Source organism: Microbacterium ulmi (assembly GCF_011759705.1).
Classification (GTDB): domain Bacteria; phylum Actinomycetota; class Actinomycetes; order Actinomycetales; family Microbacteriaceae; genus Microbacterium; species Microbacterium ulmi.
The window spans coordinates 2,288,847-2,305,307 of sequence record NZ_JAAOZF010000001.1; the positions used below are offsets into that span (position 1 = coordinate 2,288,847).

Here is a 16,461-nt window from a genome sequence, read left to right on the forward strand (position 1 = left end):
GCGCGGACAGGCCACGGCTGCGGCGCGGCTACTTCAGCAGTCGCGAGAGCCGCCGGTCGGCGAGGATCTTCCCGCCCGTCTGGCACGTCGGGCAGTACTCGAGCGAGTTGTCGGCGAAGAAGACGCTGCGCACGGTGTCTCCGCAGACCGGGCACGCCTCGCCGCGGCGCCCGTGCACCTGCATCCCGCGCCGCTTGGCGTCCTTGAGGTCGGCGGGAGGCTTGCCGGATGCCGCGGCCACCGCCTCGGCGAGCGTCGCCGTCAGGGCGGCGAAGAGCCGGTCGACATCGGCATCCGTCAGGTTCGACGCGAGCGCGTACGGCGACATCCTGGCCGCGTGCAGGATCTCGTCGGAGTACGCGTTGCCGACTCCGGCGATGATCGTCTGGTCGCGGAGCACCCCCTTGATCTGCGTGCGACGACCCGCGAGCAGCCCTGCGAAGGTCTCGCGTGCGAACCCCGGGTCGAGGGGATCGGGGCCGAGCCGCGCGATCCCGGGCACGTCCTGGGGGAGGCGCACGACGTACACGGCGAGAGACTTCTTCGTGCCGGCTTCGGTGAGGTCGAACCCCGAGCCGTCGCTCAAGGCGACCCGCAGCGCGATCGGGGTCTTGCCCGGCCTGATGAGCGTCGTCGGCAGCTGGTCGTAGAAACGGAGCCACCCGGCCTTCGCGAGGTGGAACACGAGATGCGGACCCGACGTCGTCAGGTCGATGAACTTCCCGTGCCGTGCGGCCCCCGTGATCGTCGCGCCCTTGAGAGAGTCGATCGGAGGGTCGTACGTCTTCAGCGCCGCGATGTTCGCGACCGATGCGCGCGTGATCTCGAGACCCGTCACGCGTTCCCGGAGGAACTCGACGAGCCCCTGCACCTCGGGCATCTCGGGCATGCAGTCATCCTGCCATGCCCCGCCCACGTGCGGACGGGGTCGCACGAGAGGCGAAGCCTCCGCGAGCGACCCGTGCGCGCACGGACTCCGGTCAGTCCCCGAGCACGGGCCAGGGCTGCGGCCGCCGGTCGTCGGTCGCCAGCAGTGCGGCGCTCCATCCGTCGTCGCGGCGGCTCTGCCCGACGAGCGCCTGCCGTCGCAGACCTTCGTACCGGAAGCCGAGAGTGCGTGCGGCGCGCGCCGACGCCTCGTTGCCGACGACGGCGTGCCACTCGATGCGTGCGAGGCCCAGCCCGTCGGCGGCGAAGCCCCAGTCGAGAACCGGGGCGGAGGCCTCTGTCACGATGCCTCGCCCGCGCGCCCCGCGCGAGATCCAGTAGCCGAGCTCGCCGCTGCCGCGCCCGTCGAGCCGGTAGAGCCCGATCATCCCGGCGAGAGCGTCGCCGTGGCGGATCGCCCAGGTGGCGTGCGCGCCGGAGGTCCAGTCCGCCGCGACCTTCTCGACGAACTCCTCGGCGTGCCGATGCTCGTAGGGCGAGGGGACCGTCGTGAAGCGCTGGATGGCGGCATCCTGGCATGCCTCGAAGATCGCGTCGACATCGGCCGCGACGGGCCGCGAGAGCTCGAGCCTGGTCGTGCGCAGGATGACGGGTTCCACTCCACCACCGTAGCCGCGTCGCCGCGTACGGACCTCCGGCCCGGATGAGCCCCGGCCCGGATGCCGCGCCGCCGCGCGCTTCGCGGCATCCCGGTCGCGAGACGACGGCGGAGCAGCCCGATCACGCCCGACGACGGTGCCGGATCAGGCCCGGCGGAGCAGCCCGACCCTGTCGTAGACGTCGGCGAGGGTGCGGGTCGCGACGGCCTCGGCTCGCGCGGCGTTCGCCGCGAGCACGCGGTCGAGCTCGGCAGGGTCGGACAGCAGCGCGAGCGCGCGCTCGCGGACGGGCCCGAACTCGGCGACGACGACCTCGGCGAGGCCCTTCTTGAAGTCGCCGTAGCCGCGGCCCGCGTACTCGTCCTCGATCGAGGGGATCTGGCGGCCCGTCAGGGCGGCGTAGATCACGAGGAGGTTCGAGACGCCCGGCTTTTCCTCGCGGTCGTACCGCACGGAGCCCTCCGAGTCGGTCACGGCGCGCATGACCTTCTTCGCCGACACGGCCGGATCGTCGAGGAGCCACAGCACGCCGGCATCCGACTCCGCCGACTTCGACATCTTGGCCGTCGGGTTCTGCAGGTCGTAGATGCGGGCCGTGTCCTGCTGGATGACGGGCATCGGCACCGTGAACGTCGTGCCGTAGCGCGAGTTGAAGCGCTCCGCGAGGTCGCGCGTGAGCTCGACGTGCTGCTTCTGGTCGTCGCCGACGGGCACGATGTCGGCCTGGTACAGCAGGATGTCGGCCGCCATCAGGACGGGGTACGTGAACAGCCCGACCGACGTGGCGTCGGCGCCGTAGCGCTGCGACTTGTCCTTGAACTGCGTCATACGGCCCGCCTCGCCGAAGCCCGTGATCGTCGACAGGATCCACGACAGCTCTGCGTGCGCGGGGACGTGCGACTGCACGTACAGCGTCGACTTGGACGGCTCGATCCCCGCCGCGATGTACTGCGCGGCCGTGCGCCTCGTCTTCTCGCGAAGCTCGGCGGGGTCGTTCGGCTGTGTGAGCGCATGGAGGTCGACGACGGAGAAGAACGCGTCGTACGCCTCCTGCAGGTCGCGCCACTGCATGAGCGCCCCGATGTAGTTGCCGATCTGCAGGGAATCGGCCGAGGGCTGCATGCCGGAGTACAGGCGCGGTTTGCTCATCCGTCAAGTCTATTGAGCGGATGCCGGTGCCTCGTCCGCGCGATCGGCTGCGCGCACGATCGGCCGCTCAGCCGCCGAGGGCGTATTCGGCCACGACGGGGGCATGGTCGCTCCAGCGCGTGTCCCACGACGGGGCCCGCACGACGCGGTAGTCCGTCACGCGCGCGGCGAGCGCAGGCGTCGCCAGGTGGTAGTCGATGCGCCACCCGGTGTCGTTGTCGAACGCCTTGCCGCGGTTCGACCACCACGTGTACGGACCGTCGACCTCGCCCGCGAAGCGGCGGCCCACGTCGACCCAGCCGAGCCCTCGGCCCGTCGTGCCGTCGGCGCCCGTCACGTCGACGCCGGCGTCGCCGAGGAAGCGGTCGAAGTACGCGCGCTCGCGGGGGAGGAAGCCGGCCTTCTTGACATTGCCCCGCCAGTTGCGGATGTCGAGCTCGCGGTGCCCGACGTTGAGGTCGCCCATGATGAGCGCGAGCGGGCTCTCGGCCGCGAGCCGCGGCATCCGCTCCTCCATCGCGTCGAGGAAGGCGTACTTGGCGACCTGCTTGGGGGTGCCGGCCTCGCCCGTCGGCACGTAGGCGGAGACGATCGCGATGCGCTCGCCGTCGACGTCGAAGTCGACCTCGATCCAGCGGCCCGCCGAGTCGAGGGCGTCGTCGCCGAGGACGCGGCGCACCTCGACCCCGTCGTCGCGCGACGCGACGGCGACGCCCGCACGACCCTTCGCGAGCGCCTCGTCGTTGACGAAGGTCCAGTCCGGCAGTGCGGCTCGCAGCTCGGCCTCGGTCGCGCGCACCTCCTGCAGCGCCATGATGTCGACGCCGGCGTCGGCGAGCCATTCGAGCATTCCCTTGCGGGCGGCGGCGCGGATGCCGTTGACGTTGACGGAGGCGATGCGGACGGAGCGAGACACGACCGCCAGCCTAGCCGCGGCATCCGACACCTACTCGAAGAGGGACCCCTTCCGAACCGGTGCCGTCTGGAGCGTCGCCTCCACCTGCGCGAGCTCGTCCTCGGCGTCGCGCACGGCCCGCTCGGCGCTCCAGCGGCGGTACCACGGTGCCGCGTCGCGCGCCTCCTGCGCCGTGCGCACCCGGACATGGGCCGCCGTCACGAGCGCGCGGTGCTCGGCCGCGAGCCGCTCCGCTTCGCTCACCGCCGCGATCGGGATGTCGCGATCGCGCGCGGCGACGGCGATCCACGACGCGGCGACCAGGATGACGATGCCGATGAGGCGGAACCACAGGAGGAATCCCACGAGCACCGAGAACGTCGCCAGCAGCGGGTTCGAGGGCGTGTAGAGGAAGAGCAGGCCGACGCCGACCTGCAGGACGGCGATCGCCGCGCCGCCGAGGAGGGAGCCCGGCCAGATCGTCCGCCACGTGAGGGTCGTGCCGGTGAGGAAGCGGAACAGGCCCGCGAGGGCCGCGGAGTTGATCGCGAAGGCGACGGCGAACGACAGGAGCTTGATGAGCACCTGGAACCAGAACGACCGGTCCGTGAGACCGAGGACCGTCAGGACGAAGTCGAGGGCGCCGCTCGCGGTGTAGCCGAGCAGCGCGCCGAGCACCAGCGCGACCCCGAACGCGAGGGCGGCGACGAAGTCCCGGGTCTTCAGGATGAAGTAGTTGCGCCGGTCGAAGGGCAGGCCGAAGATGTCTCGCACCGCCCGCCGCGTGAACGTGACGAACCCGATCGCGGTCCAGATCGCGACGACGAAGGCGATGGCACCCGTGATGGCGAGCACGCCGCTGCTGCCGGTCGCGACCGCCGTCACCTGGTCTGGATGGACGAGCCCGTCGTCGCTGATGAGCCCCGGGATGTAGCGGTTGATGAGGTCGATGAGGCCGGTGATGGCAGCCTCGCTCGCGCCGAGCCAGATCCCGACCGCCGCGAACGCGAAGTAGATGACGGCGAAGATCGCGAACAGCGACTGGTAGCTGATGCTCGCGGCGAGCAGGAACCCGTTGTGCTGCAGGAAGTGCCGCCACACCCGGATGGGGAACCACGCGAGCGTCTTCTGCGTGATCTCGGTCGCGAGCACGATCGGCGCGTCGAACCGTTCGCGGAGGGCGAGCTGCGTCGCCTCCCAGCGCTCGCGGAGCGTCTCCTCCTCCGCACGTGCCGCTGCGGCCTCGTCGCGCGGCTTGCGCGCCTCTCCCGGGCTCTGGCTCACGGTCACAGATTAGCGATGTGCGGATGCCGCTTCCCGCCGCGGCTCACCCTGCGCGGCCGAGCGGAACCTCGGAACGACGAACAGCGCCGCCGCGAGCACGACTGCGGGGACGAGGAACGCGGGTCCGAGGCCGGACCGGTCGGCGAGGAGGCCGACGACGACGGCGCCGAGGATCGCGCCGGCGTAGTTGAAGATATTGACGCGCGCGATGACCTGGTCGCTGTGCTCGGGGGAGAGCTCCCCGGCCGCGCCGAAGGTCACGGGCACGAGCACGCCGACGGCGACGCCCGCGAGGGCGAACCCGGCGATCGCGACCGCCGTGAAGGGCAGCGTCGCCACGACGAGGCACCCGGCGACCGAGACGATCGTCGCGATGGTCACGAGACGTCGCCTGCTCATGACGACCAGCAGGCGGTCGGTGGCGAGCCTCGTCGCGAGAATGCACGCCTGGTACACGGCGTAGCCGAGCGGCGCGAGTGCGGGCAGGGCCGCCAGGTCGTCCTGGAGATAGACGGCGCTCCAGGTGCTGACGGCCGAGTCGACGACGAAGACCGCAAGGATCACGAGGCCGAACGCGAGGATGCCGGCACGCGGGAGGTTCGCGCGCTCGGCCGCGGGAAGCGCCGCCTCGACGGGGCGGTCGGCCGCGAACAGGCGCGAGCCGACGGCCGCCACGACGAGTGCCGGGACGGCGGCCGTCGCGATGGCGACGCCCGCCGCCGTGGCGGACGCGGCGACGAGAGACACGAGCAGGGCGCCCGCGATCGCGGCGGCCGTGTACGTCGCGAAGAACCCGCCGATGATGGGGCGTCCGTAGGCGCGCTGCACCGTGATGGCCTGCATCGCCTGCGAGGCGTCGACGCACCCGAGCCCCACGCCGTACAGCGCGAACACCACCGCGAACGCGGTGAGGGGCGTGGGCACGGCGATGAGGGGGAGCGCCGCCGCCTGCACCGCGAGGCCGAGCACGAGGGCCGCGCGGCTCCCGAAGCGCACGGCCACGGCGTTCGCGACGACGGAGCCGACCGCCGCCATCACGCACACGCCGAGCACGATGAGCGAGACGACCGTGTCGTCGACGTGCTGTCGCTCCTTGAGCGCCGGCAGCGACGTGACGACGACCGCGTAGCCGATCGCCTGCGCAGCGTACGAGGCGCTGACGCAGAGGCGGGCTCGCCGAGGCATCCGTCCTTCGGAGGTGCTGGTCTCGCTCCGTCGCGAGGCGGTCGTCACGGGCGCGGGCTCAGCGTCCGCCGCGCAGGACGGCCTGCTTGACCTCGGCGATCGCCTTCGTGACCTCGATGCCCCGGGGGCACGCCTCCGTGCAGTTGAAGGTCGTGCGGCAGCGCCACACGCCTTCCTTGTCGTTGAGGATGTCGAGTCGCACGTCGCCCGCATCGTCGCGCGAGTCGAAGATGAAGCGGTGCGCGTTGACGATCGCGGCGGGGCCGAAGTACTGGCCGTCGGTCCAGAAGACGGGGCACGACGACGTGCACGCGGCGCACAGGATGCACTTCGTCGTGTCGTCGAAGATCTCGCGATCCTTGATCGACTGGATGCGCTCCTTGCCCTCCGGCGGCGTCGAGCTCGCGATCAGGAAGGGCTGCACCTCGCGGTAGGAGGCGAAGAACGGCTCCATGTCGACGATGAGGTCCTTCTCGAGCGGAAGGCCCTTGATCGCCTCGACGTAGATCGGCTGCGAGATGTCGAGGTCCTTGATGAGGGTCTTGCACGCGAGCCGGTTGCGGCCGTTGATGCGCATCGCGTCGGACCCGCAGATGCCGTGCGCGCACGAGCGCCGGAACGACAGCGAGCCGTCGACCTCCCACTTGATCTTGTGCAGGGCGTCGAGCACGCGGTCGGTCGAGAACAGCTCGACGTCGTAGTCCACCCAGCGCGGCTCCTCGTCGACCTCGGGGTCGAAGCGGCGGATGATGAAGGTGACGAGGAACGACTGGATGCCGGTGTCCGCGGTCTCCTCGACGGCGGCTTCCTCCACGGCGACGAGCGTCGACATCCCTAGTACTTCCTCTCCATCGGCTGATACCGCGTGACGACGACGGGCTTCCAGTCGAGCCGGATGTGGTCCTCGGGGTGCGAGGAGTGCGCGTCGCCGGACAGGTACGCCATCGTGTGCTGCATGTAGTTCTCGTCGTCGCGCTTGGGGAAGTCGTCGCGCATGTGGCCGCCTCGGCTCTCCTTGCGGTTGCGGGCCGTCACGACCACGACCTCCGCGAGGTCGAGGAGGAAGCCGAGCTCGACCGCCTCGAGCAGGTCGGTGTTGTACCGCTTGCCCTTGTCGTCGACGTGCACGTTGCGATACCGCTCACGCAGGTCTGCGATGACGTCCATGACCTCGCCCAGCGACTGGTCGGTGCGGAACACCTGCGCCTTGCGGTCCATCTCGTCCTGCAGCGTCTTGCGCAGCACCGCGATGCGCTCGGTGCCCTGGTTGGCGCGCAGGCCCTCGATGAGCTCGCGGACCTCCTTCGAGGGGTCGTCGGGGAGCGGGACGAACTCCGCGGTCTTGACGTACTCGACCGCGTTGCGGCCGGCGCGCTTGCCGAACACGTTGATGTCGAGCAGCGAGTTGGTGCCGAGGCGGTTCGAGCCGTGCACCGAGACGCACGCGCACTCGCCGGCCGCGTACAGGCCCGGGACGACGGTCGTGTTGTCGCTGAGGACCTCCGCGTCGTTGTTCGTGGGGATGCCGCCCATCGCGTAGTGCGCCGTCGGCATGACAGGCACGGGCTCGACGACGGGATCCACGCCGAGATATGTGCGGGCGAACTCGGTGATGTCGGGGAGCTTCGTCTCGAGCACCTCCGCGCCCAGGTGCGTGCAGTCCAGCAGCACGTAGTCGCGGTGGGGACCCGCGCCGCGGCCCTCCGCGACCTCCTGGACCATGCATCGGCTCACGATGTCGCGGGGAGCGAGGTCTTTGATCGTGGGCGCGTAGCGCTCCATGAAGCGCTCGCCGCTCACGTTGCGAAGGATCGCGCCCTCGCCTCGTGCGCCCTCCGTGAGCAGGATGCCGAGCCCCGCGAGACCCGTCGGGTGGAACTGGAAGAACTCCATGTCCTCCAGCGGCAGGCCCTTGCGCCAGATGATCCCCACGCCGTCGCCCGTGAGCGTGTGGGCGTTCGAGGTGGTCTTGAAGATCTTGCCGAAGCCGCCCGTCGCGAAGATGACGGCCTTGGACTGGAAGACGTGCAGGTCGCCCGTCGCGAGCTCGTAGGCGACGACGCCGGCGACCTGGGTGGAGCCGTCCTCGGCCGTGACCGTGATCAGGTCGAGGACGTAGAACTCGTTGAAGAAGTTGATGCCGAGCTTGACGCAGTTCTGGAAGAGCGTCTGCAGGATCATGTGGCCGGTGCGGTCGGCCGCGTAGCACGCGCGGCGGACGGGCGTCTTGCCGTGGTCGGCCGTGTGGCCGCCGAAGCGGCGCTGGTCGATCTTGCCCTCGGGCGTGCGGTTGAAGGGCAGGCCCATGTTCTCGAGGTCGATGACGGCGTCGATCGCCTCTTTCGCGAGGATCTCGGCGGCATCCTGGTCGACGAGGTAGTCGCCTCCCTTGACGGTGTCGAAGGTGTGCCACTCCCACGAGTCCTCTTCGACGTTCGCGAGGGCCGCCGCCATGCCGCCCTGCGCCGCGCCCGTGTGCGAGCGTGTCGGGTACAGCTTGGAGATGACGGCGGTCTTGGCCCCGGGGCCCGCCTCGATCGCCGCGCGCATGCCGGCTCCGCCGGCACCCACGATGACGATGTCGAACTGGTGGTAGTGGACGCCGTCCTTGACGTAGCTGTCGCTGGTCTGAGTGCTCACGCGTGGATGCCTTCGGTCTCTGTCGTCTTCGTGTCCGGGTCGCTCGTCACGGCGCGCAGATCCCGATGATGAGGTCGGATGCCGTGTCGGGGTCGAACCCGAGACACGCGTCGAACGTGAAGACGACGAGCGTGCCGAGCACGATGAGGAATCCCGCGGCGAGCCACAGCGCCCACACGAGCACGCGGCGCGCGGTGCCGTGCGTGACGTAGTCGTTGACGATCGTGCGCATGCCGTTGGCGCCGTGGATGAGGGCGAGCCACAGCATCAGCACGTCCCACCACTGCCAGAACGGGGTGGCGTACTTGCCTGCGACGAAGGCGAAGTCGATGCCGTGGATGCCCTCGCCGACCAGGAGGTTGACGAAGAGGTGTCCGAAGATGAGGATCACCAGCAGCACGCCCGAGACGCGCATATAGATCCAGCCCCACTTCTCGAGGTTGGGACCCTTGCGGCGGGCAGCCGAGTGCGGCGCGCGGGGATCGGCGATGACGCTGGTCATGTCAGTTGCCACCTCCGAACGCGAGCATGAGGTGACGCGGTGCGAAGCCCGCCATCGTGACGACCCACACGGCCAGGACGCCCCACCACAGCTGGCGCTGGTGACGCGTCGCCCACGGCCAGATGTCGACCGAGATGATGCGCAGCCCGTTGAACGCGTGGTAGGCGATCGCGGCCACGAGCACGACCTCGCCGAGCGCCATGATCGGGTTCTTGTACGTGCCGATGACGGCGTCGTACGCCCCGGGCGCGACGCGGATCAGCGCCGTGTCGAGCACGTGCACGAGGAGGAAGAAGAAGATCGCGACGCCCGTGATGCGGTGCAGGACCCACGACCACATGCCTTCGCGACCGCGGTAGAGCGTTCCCCGCGGGGCTCTCGACGTGGTCTCCGACACCGACGGTGTGACGCGTGCTGGTGCAGACACGTTCCGTCCTCCCTGATTCGAACACATGGCCCGCCGGAGCCTCTCCGAAGAGGGGGGAGGCGGCGGAACCGGCGTCATGCGGGCGCCTCGCCCATCCTATTCCCGTCGTCGCGCACGGGGCGATTAGGCCAGCCTAAGTATCTCGATGTCAAGAGAAATCATGGTGCCGGACGTGCGCGGATACTCTGGAGCCATGGCCCACTCCGTTCCGGACTTCTACGCCGTCATCCCCGCCGGAGGGATCGGCAGCCGCCTCTGGCCGCTGTCGCGCGCAGACGCGCCGAAGTTCCTCCACGACCTCACGGGATCGGGCCGCTCGCTCCTGCGCGACACGTGGGATCGGCTCGAGCCGCTCGCGGGCCCCGACCGGATCTCGGTCGTGACGGGGCGCGCGCACCGTGCGGCCGTCGAGCGCGAGCTGCCCGGCATCCCCGACAGGAACGTCTTCCTCGAGTCCGAGCCGCGGGACTCGACCGCCGCGATCGGCCTCGCCGCCGCGATCCTGTCCCGGCGCGAGCCCGACGTCATCATCGGCTCGTTCGCGGCCGATCACGTCATCCGCGGCACGCAGGTGTTCGAGTGGGCCGTGCAGCAGGCCGTCGCCGTCGCGCGGGAGGGGTACATCTGCACGATCGGCATCCCGCCCATCGAGCCCTCGATCGGCTTCGGCTACATCAAGAAGGCGGGGGAGCTCGTCGTGACAGGCGCTCCCGAGGCCGCCCTCGTCGAGCGGTTCGTCGAGAAGCCCGACCTCGAGACCGCGCGCACATACGTCGCGGACCGCTCGTACCTGTGGAACGCCGGCATGTTCATCTCGCGTGCGGACGTGCTGCTCGCCGAGATCGCCGCGAGCCAGCCGGAGCTGCACGCGGGGCTCATGGAGCTCGCCGAGGCGTGGGACGACAGGGAGGCCCGCGGTCCCGTGGTCGATCGCGTGTGGCCGACGCTCACCAAGATCGCGATCGACTACTCGGTCGCCGAGCCCGCCGCGGGGAAGGGCCGGCTCGCCGTCATCCCGGGTCACTTCGACTGGGACGACGTCGGCGACTTCGCGAGCCTCGCGAAGCTCAACTCGGGCGGCCGGCTCAACGACCTCGCGATCCTCGGCGAGAACGCGCGGATCCTGTCGGATGCCGCGAGCGGCATCGTCGTGAGCCAGACGAAGCGCATCATCAGCCTCATCGGCGTCAAGGACATCGTCGTCGTCGACACGGAGGACGCGCTCCTGGTCACGACGAGCGAGCATGCGCAGCGCGTCAAGGGAGTCGTGGACGCGCTCAAGCTGTCAGGCCGAGGCGAGGTCCTCTGAGCAACATGCGAATCGAAGCATCCACATAACGGCACTGTTGCGTCTTTGTAACCATTCGCCGCAGCATGCGGTTTCCGAGTGCGACGAGGGCGCCGCACTCTGTACGTTCTACAGTGCCCCCGCGAAGTCCGCGGGGTCTCCTGCTTTTGGAGGCGTGAGTTGACTATCACCACCACCAAGAAGCTCGTGGGAATCACTGCTGCTGCCGGGCTGCTCATCGCCCTGTCCGGCTGCGGCGCCGCCCCCGAGACATCTGCAACCGACGGAGGCGGCGGCGCCGCCGACGGCTTCCTGCCCTGCATCGTCTCCGACGACGGCGGCTGGAACGACAAGTCGTTCAACCAGTCCGCGAAGGCGGGCCTCGACAAGGCCGCCGCAGAGCTCGGCGTCGAGTCGATCGACGTCGAGTCCGCATCGGCCAACGACTACGCGCCGAACCTCGAGAACCTCGTCGCCGAAGGCTGCACCTTCATCGTCGCGGTCGGGTTCAAGCTCGCCGCCGACACGGTCGCGTCGGCCAAGGCCAACCCCGAGATCAACTACGCGATCATCGACGACTGGGCCGACATCGACGGAGACGGCGAGACGGACGCCCCGAACATCAAGCCGCTCCTGTTCGACACGGTCCAGGCCGCCTACCTGGGCGGCTACGCGGCGGCCTCGTGGTCGGCCGCCTCGGGCACGAACAAGGTCGGCACGTTCGGCGGCCTGCAGATCCCGCCCGTCACGATCTTCATGGACGGCTTCATCGACGGCGTCCAGAAGTACAACGAGGACAAGGGCGCGAGCGTCGCCACCTTCGGCTGGGATGTCGCAGGACAGACCGGTGCGTTCACCGGCGGCTTCACCGCCAACGACACGGCGCGCCAGACGGCCCAGGGCATCCTCGACCAGGGTGTCGACGTCATCCTCCCCGTCGGCGGCCCGATCTTCCAGAGCGCCGCTGCCGCGATCAAGGACGGCGGCAAGGACATCGCACTCATGGGCGTCGACTCCGACCTCGTCGAGACCTCGCCCGACATCGCGGACCTCGTGTTCGTGTCGATCCTCAAGCGCATCGACAACGCCGTGTACGCGGCCGCGATGGACGCCGGCGCGGGCAACTTCGACCCGACGCCCTACGTCGGAACGCTCGAGAACGAGGGCGTCGGACTCTCGTCGTTCCACAGCTTCGAGGACCGTCTGCCCGCCGGTCTGACCGACGAGCTCGACGCTCTGCGCGAGCAGATCATCGACGGCTCGCTCGAGGTCACCTCGCCCAGCTCGCCGTAAGGCGCGCCGGGTTCCGGTCGCGGCCGGGGACGCTTCGGCGTCTCCGGCCGCGTTCCTTTCTGGTCCCTGACCTTTGTGGATAGTGTGCTCACTATGAAGCTCGAGCTCCGTGGAATCACGAAGCGTTTCGGCAGCCTTGTCGCGAACGATCACATCGATCTCGTGGTCCAGCCGGGGGAGGTGCACGCGCTCCTCGGCGAGAACGGCGCAGGCAAGTCGACGCTCATGAACGTGCTCTACGGCCTGTACCAGGCCGACGAGGGAGAGATCGTCCTGGACGACGTGGTCCAGAACTTCCGGGGCCCCGGCGACGCCATGGCCGCCGGCATCGGCATGGTCCACCAGCACTTCATGCTCATCCCCGTCTTCACGGTGGCCGAGAACGTCATGCTCGGGCACGAGGACACCACCTCGCTCGGCGCCCTCGACCTCGCGAAGGCCCGCGCGCACGTGCGGGCCGTCGCCGACCGGTTCGGGTTCGAGGTCGACCCCGACGCGATCGTGGGCGACCTGCCCGTCGGCGTGCAGCAGCGCGTCGAGATCATCAAGGCGCTCTCGCGCGACGCGAAGGTGCTCGTGTTCGACGAGCCGACGGCGGTGCTCACGCCCCAGGAGACCGACGAGCTCATGGGCATCATGCGCCAGCTGCGCGACCAGGGCACCTCGATCGTGTTCATCACCCACAAGCTGCGCGAGGTCCGCGCGATCGCCGACAAGATCACCGTCATCCGCCTCGGGCGGGTCGTCGGCGAGGCGAGCCCCTCCGCGTCGAGCGCGGAGCTCGCCTCGCTCATGGTCGGCCGCGCCGTCGAGCTGACCGTGCACAAGGGCCCTCCTCAGCTCGGCGAGGGCGGACTCGTCGTGCGCGACCTCCGCGTGCTGACGCCCGCAGGCGCCGTCGTGGTGGACGGCGTGAGCTTCGACGTGAGACCCGGTGAGGTGCTCGCGATCGCGGGAGTCCAGGGCAACGGTCAGACCGAGCTCACGGAGGCCCTCATCGGCCTCCAGGACAGGGTCACCGGCTCCATCATCCTCGAGGGCACGGAGCTCGTCGGCACGAGCGTGCGCGGCGTGCTCGACGAGGGCGTCGGCTTCGTCCCCGAGGATCGCACGGAGGACGGGCTCGTGGGCTCGTTCACGGTCGCCGAGAACCTGATCCTCGACCGCTCGTCCGACTCGGCGTTCTCCCGCTTCGGCACGATCGATCGCGGAGTCCTCGAGGAGTTCGCGAGAGCGCGCATCGAGGAGTTCGACATCCGCACGCAGGGTCCGTCCAGCCGTGCAGGCGCGCTGTCGGGCGGCAATCAGCAGAAGGTCGTCATCGCCCGCGAGCTCACCCGAGAGCTGCGGCTGCTCATCGCGTCGCAGCCGACCCGCGGCGTCGACGTCGGCTCGATCGAGTTCATCCACAAGCGCATCGTCGAGACGCGGGATGCCGGCATCCCGGTGGTCGTGATCAGCACCGAGCTCGACGAGGTGGCGGCGCTGGCCGACCGGATCGCGGTCATGTACCGCGGCGGGATCGTCGGCATCGTCCCCGGCGACACGTCGCGCGACGTCCTCGGCCTCATGATGGCCGGCGAGCACCCGACGGAGGACGCAGCATGACCGATCGCTCGGACGACGGGCTGCCCCCCGAGCAGCTCCCGCCGGTGTCCGGCCCGCTGACGGGGCAGGACGCCGCGCCCGCTCCGGCACCGGCACCGGCACCGGCAGACGAGATCCCGCCGCCGCCGCGGTCGAACCAGATCATGCGCGAGATCCTCCGAGGCAGCGTCGTCACGACGATCCTCGCCATCGTGCTCGCGATGGTGGTCGGCGGCATCCTGATCGCCGTCACGAACCCTCGCGTGCAGGAGACGGCGGGGTGGTTCTTCGCCCGGCCGGCCGACTTTTTCGGTGCCGTGTGGGATGCCGTGTTCGGGGCGTACGAGGCCCTGTTCCGCGGGTCGATCTTCAACGAGCGGGCCAACGGGTTCGCGGTGCAGATCCGGCCGCTGACGAACACGCTCGGATTCGCGGCTCCTCTCATCGCGGCGGGCCTCGGCGTCGCGCTCGCGTTCCGCGTGGGCCTGTTCAACATCGGCGCGCGCGGCCAGATGCTCATCGCGTGCGCGGCCACTGCGCTGTTCACCTTCAGCTTCGACCTCCCCGCTGCGATCCACCTGCCGCTCGCCGTGCTCGTCGGCATCGCCGGCGGCGCGCTGTGGGGCGGCCTCGCAGGCCTGCTGAAGGCCCGCACGGGCGCACATGAGGTCATCCTGACGATCATGCTCAACTACGTCGCGTTCTACCTCGTGACGTGGATGGTGCGCACGCAGGGGCTCCTGCAGCGGCCGGGGTCGAACCAGCCGATCTCGATGGCGACGCCCGCCAGCGCACAGTTCCCCTCCCTGTTCGGACCGCAGTTCCCGCTGCTGAACTGGGGCTTCGTCGTCGTGATCCTCGCGACGCTGTTCGTCTGGTGGCTCATCGAGCGGTCGAGCCTCGGCTTCCGCATGCGGGCCGTCGGCGAGAACCCCCATGCGGCACGCGCTGCGGGCATCAGCGTCTCGCGCATGTACGTCTACGCCATGCTGTTCGCGGGCGGGCTCGCCGGCCTCGCAGGCATGAACCAGGTGCTGGGGTCCGTCACGAGCGGCTTCGACGGCCTCATCGACGCGGGAATCGGCTTCGACGCGATCACGGTCGCGCTCCTGGGCCGCAGCCGCGCATGGGGGACCTTCGTCGCGGGGCTCCTGTTCGGCGCGCTCAAGGCGGGCTCGTTCACGATGCAGGCGTCGCAGGGCATCCCGGTCGACATCGTGCTCGTCGTGCAGTCCCTCATCGTCCTGTTCATCGCGGCACCGCCCCTCGTGCGCACGATCTTCTTCCTGCCCAAGGACGAGTCCGAGAAGTCGGCCAGGGCGCGAGCCCGCGCGGCGAAGAAGGCGGTGGCGTGATGTCGACCCTGGCTCCCGAGGTCGCCCCCGACGGCACGATCCACCTCGCGACGGTCAAGACGCGGCACTGGAAGGTCGCGGTGACCCTCGGCATCGTGACGATCGGGCTGGGCCTGCTGTTCCTGCTCGTTCCGCGCAGCGGCACGAGCAGGTTCCGCCTGAGCGACGCGACCGCCGCGATCGGCCTCGGCGATGTCGAGGTCCCCACGGCGTCGACGTCGTGGATCGTGTGGGTGCTGCTCGTCCTGCTGACGGCGTGGGCGCTGTGGGATGCCTGGTCCTACCGGGCGACGGGCCTGTGGCTGCCGATCGTCTATGCGGTGCTGGCGATGTTCGCGTTCCTCACGTGGGCCGCGGCAGGCGGGCTCGTGCCCGTGCCGGGGCTGCTGTTCGGCGCCGTGTCGCTGTCCGTGCCCCTCGTCTTCGGCGCGATGGGCGGCGTCATCGGCGAGCGCGTCGGCGTCGTCAACGTCGCGATCGAAGGACAGCTCCTGCTCGGGGCGTTCACGGCCGTCATTCTGTCGAGCCTCACCGACAACCCGTTCGCCGGCCTCATCGGCGCCATGATCGGCGGCATGTTCGTCGCGTTCATCCTCGCGGCGTTCTCGATCAAGTACCTCGTCGACCAGGTCATCGTCGGTGTCGTGCTGAACGTGCTCGTGACGGGTCTGACGGGCTTCCTCTTCGGCGTCCTGCTCGCCCCCAACCAGTCGGCGCTCAACAACGCGACCCGCTTCACGCGCATCAAGATCCCCCTGCTGGGCGACATCCCGATCATCGGCCCCGTCCTGTTCAACCAGACGTTCATCGGATACCTCATGTACGTCACGGTCGCCGTCGTCGCGTGGGCGCTGTACCGCTCGCGCTGGGGCCTGCGGCTGCGGTCTGTGGGGGAGCACCCGCAGGCGGCAGACACGGTCGGGATCAAGGTCAACCCGACGCGGTTCTGGAACGTCCTGCTCGCGGGTGCCATCGCGGGGATCGGCGGTGCGTACTTCACGCTCGTCTCGGTGCCGCAGTTCACGAGGGAGATGACCGCGGGGCTCGGCTTCATCGCCCTCGCGGCCGTCATCTTCGGCCGGTGGGATCCCGTGCGCGCGGCGCTCGCGGCTCTCCTGTTCGGGTTCGCGACGAACCTGCAGAACCTCCTGACAGTGCTGAAGACCCCGATCCCGAGCGAGTTCATGCTCATGCTCCCGTACGTCGTCACGATCCTCGCGGTCGCGGGCTTCGCGGGGCAGATCCGCGGCCCCGCGGCGGCGGGGAAGCCGTACCTGAAGGGATGACGATGCCGACGCGCCGCGGGACG

The 16,461-nt window shown here is 69.8% G+C and carries 15 protein-coding genes; 5 read left to right on the forward strand and 10 right to left on the reverse strand.

Annotated elements, in window-relative coordinates; translation table 11 throughout:
* Positions 1–28 precede the first annotated feature (28 nt).
* From FHS08_RS10730 to sdhC, 10 genes are all read right to left on the reverse strand, one after another.
* On the reverse strand, positions 29–889 hold the full coding sequence (locus FHS08_RS10730; RefSeq protein WP_167038812.1) for a DNA-formamidopyrimidine glycosylase family protein: 861 nt from the start codon (positions 887–889) through the stop codon (positions 29–31).
* A gap of 91 nt (positions 890–980) precedes the next feature.
* Entirely contained in the window at positions 981–1,547 is a 567-nt protein-coding gene (locus tag FHS08_RS10735; RefSeq protein WP_167038814.1) for a GNAT family N-acetyltransferase, read from the reverse strand.
* 144 nt (positions 1,548–1,691) lie between these two features.
* Positions 1,692–2,696, reverse strand: coding sequence for a tryptophan--tRNA ligase (gene trpS, locus FHS08_RS10740; RefSeq protein WP_167038816.1), 1,005 nt, complete (start codon positions 2,694–2,696; stop codon positions 1,692–1,694).
* A gap of 67 nt (positions 2,697–2,763) precedes the next feature.
* Positions 2,764–3,612 carry an exodeoxyribonuclease III gene (locus FHS08_RS10745; protein ID WP_167038818.1) on the reverse strand — a complete coding sequence of 283 codons (849 nt, stop codon included), beginning with the start codon at positions 3,610–3,612 and terminating at the stop codon, positions 2,764–2,766.
* Positions 3,613–3,642: 30 nt separating this feature from the next.
* Positions 3,643–4,875 carry a YhjD/YihY/BrkB family envelope integrity protein gene (locus FHS08_RS10750; RefSeq protein ID WP_167038820.1) on the reverse strand — a complete coding sequence of 411 codons (1,233 nt, stop codon included), beginning with the start codon at positions 4,873–4,875 and terminating at the stop codon, positions 3,643–3,645.
* 9 nt (positions 4,876–4,884) lie between these two features.
* Positions 4,885–6,060: an MFS transporter gene (locus FHS08_RS10755; protein ID WP_167038822.1), complete on the reverse strand. Its 1,176-nt coding sequence runs from the start codon at positions 6,058–6,060 to the stop codon at positions 4,885–4,887.
* 58 nt (positions 6,061–6,118) lie between these two features.
* The gene (locus FHS08_RS10760) at positions 6,119–6,892 is read right to left on the reverse strand and encodes a succinate dehydrogenase iron-sulfur subunit (protein ID WP_167038824.1); all 774 of its coding nucleotides are present in this window, start codon (positions 6,890–6,892) and stop codon (positions 6,119–6,121) included.
* 2 nt (positions 6,893–6,894) lie between these two features.
* Entirely contained in the window at positions 6,895–8,700 is a 1,806-nt protein-coding gene (gene sdhA, locus FHS08_RS10765) for a succinate dehydrogenase flavoprotein subunit (protein WP_167038826.1), read from the reverse strand.
* Positions 8,701–8,746: 46 nt separating this feature from the next.
* The gene (locus tag FHS08_RS10770) at positions 8,747–9,202 is read right to left on the reverse strand and encodes a succinate dehydrogenase hydrophobic membrane anchor subunit (protein ID WP_167038828.1); all 456 of its coding nucleotides are present in this window, start codon (positions 9,200–9,202) and stop codon (positions 8,747–8,749) included.
* A gap of 1 nt (position 9,203) precedes the next feature.
* Positions 9,204–9,629: a succinate dehydrogenase, cytochrome b556 subunit gene (gene sdhC, locus FHS08_RS10775; protein ID WP_341800386.1), complete on the reverse strand. Its 426-nt coding sequence runs from the start codon at positions 9,627–9,629 to the stop codon at positions 9,204–9,206.
* A gap of 193 nt (positions 9,630–9,822) precedes the next feature.
* Here sdhC and FHS08_RS10780 point away from each other — a divergent pair, with 193 nt between their 5' ends.
* From FHS08_RS10780 to FHS08_RS10800, 5 genes are all read left to right on the forward strand, one after another.
* Positions 9,823–10,938, forward strand: coding sequence for a mannose-1-phosphate guanylyltransferase (locus FHS08_RS10780; RefSeq protein ID WP_167038832.1), 1,116 nt, complete (start codon positions 9,823–9,825; stop codon positions 10,936–10,938).
* A gap of 159 nt (positions 10,939–11,097) precedes the next feature.
* Entirely contained in the window at positions 11,098–12,210 is a 1,113-nt protein-coding gene (locus FHS08_RS10785; protein WP_167038834.1) for a BMP family lipoprotein, read from the forward strand.
* A 93-nt stretch (positions 12,211–12,303) separates the two neighbouring features.
* Positions 12,304–13,818 carry an ABC transporter ATP-binding protein gene (locus FHS08_RS10790; protein ID WP_167038836.1) on the forward strand — a complete coding sequence of 505 codons (1,515 nt, stop codon included), beginning with the start codon at positions 12,304–12,306 and terminating at the stop codon, positions 13,816–13,818.
* A complete protein-coding gene (locus tag FHS08_RS10795; protein WP_167038838.1) occupies positions 13,815–15,152 on the forward strand; it encodes an ABC transporter permease in 1,338 nt (445 codons plus the stop codon). The genes FHS08_RS10790 and FHS08_RS10795 overlap by 4 nt, the downstream gene beginning before the upstream one ends.
* A complete protein-coding gene (locus FHS08_RS10800) occupies positions 15,152–16,438 on the forward strand; it encodes an ABC transporter permease (RefSeq protein WP_167039823.1) in 1,287 nt (428 codons plus the stop codon). The genes FHS08_RS10795 and FHS08_RS10800 overlap by 1 nt, the downstream gene beginning before the upstream one ends.
* Positions 16,439–16,461 lie beyond the last annotated feature (23 nt).

What these genes read in the sequence shown, in the direction of transcription:
- FHS08_RS10760 (WP_167038824.1), bottom strand. Translation starts at nt 6,892, where the DNA reads ATGTCGACGCTCGTCGCCGTGGAGGAAGCCGCCGTCGAGGAGACCGCG.
- FHS08_RS10780 (WP_167038832.1), top strand. Translation starts at nt 9,823, where the DNA reads ATGGCCCACTCCGTTCCGGACTTCTACGCCGTCATCCCCGCCGGAGGG.
- FHS08_RS10755 (WP_167038822.1), bottom strand. Translation starts at nt 6,060, where the DNA reads ATGCCTCGGCGAGCCCGCCTCTGCGTCAGCGCCTCGTACGCTGCGCAG.
- FHS08_RS10770 (WP_167038828.1), bottom strand. Translation starts at nt 9,202, where the DNA reads ATGACCAGCGTCATCGCCGATCCCCGCGCGCCGCACTCGGCTGCCCGC.
- FHS08_RS10790 (WP_167038836.1), top strand. Translation starts at nt 12,304, where the DNA reads ATGAAGCTCGAGCTCCGTGGAATCACGAAGCGTTTCGGCAGCCTTGTC.
- FHS08_RS10795 (WP_167038838.1), top strand. Translation starts at nt 13,815, where the DNA reads ATGACCGATCGCTCGGACGACGGGCTGCCCCCCGAGCAGCTCCCGCCG.
- FHS08_RS10800 (WP_167039823.1), top strand. Translation starts at nt 15,152, where the DNA reads ATGTCGACCCTGGCTCCCGAGGTCGCCCCCGACGGCACGATCCACCTC.
- FHS08_RS10730 (WP_167038812.1), bottom strand. Translation starts at nt 889, where the DNA reads ATGCCCGAGATGCCCGAGGTGCAGGGGCTCGTCGAGTTCCTCCGGGAA.
- trpS (WP_167038816.1), bottom strand. Translation starts at nt 2,696, where the DNA reads ATGAGCAAACCGCGCCTGTACTCCGGCATGCAGCCCTCGGCCGATTCC.